Genomic DNA, 2,115 nt, shown 5'->3' with positions numbered 1-2,115 from the left:
AAGCGAACGTCCAAGGCTTCGGAAAGGCCATTAGCTTAGCGGGAGGATCGGCAGAAGGAAAAAATTCGCTTATTGAACCTTTGGCATTAAGACAGGAAGTGTATGAATACAGTGAGCTTTCCGTACCTATCAATACCTTGGTGGAAGGTTTAAATATAGAAGATTTATTATCTAACTTCTATAACTTAGATTCCCTGAAGGTATGTAAAAATGTGATGGATGGTGGAAAGAACGCCATTGATATTACCGATTCCGCCATTAATATGGCAAAATCTTTAAAAGAATACTCCGATGAAGCAAAGAAATACGGAGAGTCTTTAACAAAGTATAAAGAAGCAAGAAAGGCCTACGATGATGCTTATCAAGCTTTAGAAGAGGCAAGAAGCAAGAAGGATAATGGAGAGGATATTTCTTTAGATTCCTACATTAGTGATGTAAACAGTAAAGCCGGAGCCTTTGGTACAGCGACCAGAGATCTAAAAGAGAATCTTTCTTCTTTAAAAGAGAAGGAGAGGGATTTTGTGAAGAATCAGGAATCGTTTAGAAAAGCAGCGGATGAACTGATTAGTAATACCCAAGAATATGATAAGAATAAACATGGTGTGGATACATTACAGGATCCTTTATTTGTGACCTATCATGAAATCAATAATCAGGTGCAAAACAGTTTAGATTCCTACCAAAAGGAATTATACAATGACGGAAAAGAAGATGATGGAAAATTAGAAGAACAGGCGAAAAAACTGGAGTCTTATTCTGCTGAAAAAGACGAAAAAATCGAGGGTTATGTAGTTCTGTCGGAAATAGAGGATGTGGACCAAAGAACAGCTGCTTTATATGGAGATTTACAAAACATCATTAAGGGCTCTGATGACAGCGTTGATATTGCAACACAGCTTAAGGATTTGTTGTATGAGATTTTGGGTGTAAAAATTTTGTATGACGGTTCCTTAGATTCGAATTTGGATCCCAATGAACTGATTAATCAAAGTGGTGTACTGGATCTGGGATCAGCAGAAATGACGGACAGTATTGTAGATTTGCTTTCTTCTATCACCGACTTCATTACAGCGGTAAGCGGAGCGGATTTTTTGGGAATTTTGAAAGCCCTTGGGTCTTATTTGACCAGCATGGTTACTTTTTTCAAGGGCATATATGATTGGGCAAGTAGCAGACTCCAAAATCTTGGTCGACTTCTTATGTTCAAAGAAAACCTGGGGAAGAACTATCTTCTCTATGGTTACGGTGTCTACAACATGCCTAACAGAACCAATTACAGTGATGGCTCAACTTTAACGGGATATGATTATAGCAATATTTTTGAAATGGCCGGCGGCACCTATAACATAGGCTTCTTAGACGGAGATTTTTGGAATTATCCCAAGATGGACAATGCAGGCGGAAGCGACAAATTATACAAGGGAGCAGAATTAGAGTATCTATTTACCGGTTCCAACTCGGAAAAAGGAGCACAGGTAGGTACCTTCTTTAATATCTTTTTATTAAGATTACTCACGAATCTTCCTGCTATTGCAGAATCAGATTGGCTTCAGGCAACAAGCGTTACAGGTCCCTTTATAGCACTATTTTTTGTGATTCTTCTTATAGTGGAGGCCTTTATTGATATGATTCTTCTGGTCAACAAACAATCCGTTAGTTTTATTAAGCTAAAAGCCTATATGTCTACCGCGGGACTTCCGGATTTAATTGCTGACCTGTTGCAATGCACCGGTATAAGTGATGCTTTACAGGGTAAGATTAAAGAAAAGACAGAGGGCTTGGCGAAAAAATCCAAAAATAACAGTGAAGAAACGCAGGGCTCCTCGGATAATGCCGGTGACTCCTCTAGCACCAATGACTCCTCCGGTACCGGTGGCTCATCAAGTTCCAAAGACTCAAGTGGTGACAGTTCCGGAAAGACCGGAGGGAATGATTCCTCCGGCGGAAAGGATGGTGGGGGCAAGAAAGAAAAAAATAAAGATTTCAAAAAACCCACAGAGGCCATGGGCTTAAAAGATGAGAAAGGCTTTATGAAGCTGGACTATGGGGAGCATTGTTTAATTTTGATGCTTTTAGGAACAAATCAAGATCAGTATCTTATGCGGTTACAGAACC

1 protein-coding gene is annotated in these 2,115 nt (G+C 39.6%); it reads left to right on the top strand.

Translation table 11 applies throughout. The features are described from left to right. On the top strand, positions 1-2,115 hold a 2,115-nt coding region (locus tag RDQ32_RS11070; RefSeq protein WP_308580541.1), incomplete at both ends, for a hypothetical protein.

Source organism: uncultured Oribacterium sp., assembly GCF_902481605.1.
In the GTDB taxonomy this organism is placed as follows: domain Bacteria; phylum Bacillota; class Clostridia; order Lachnospirales; family Lachnospiraceae; genus Oribacterium; species Oribacterium sinus.
Note: the sequence above shows the minus strand (reverse complement) of the source record. Positions and strands in the feature narration are given on the sequence as shown.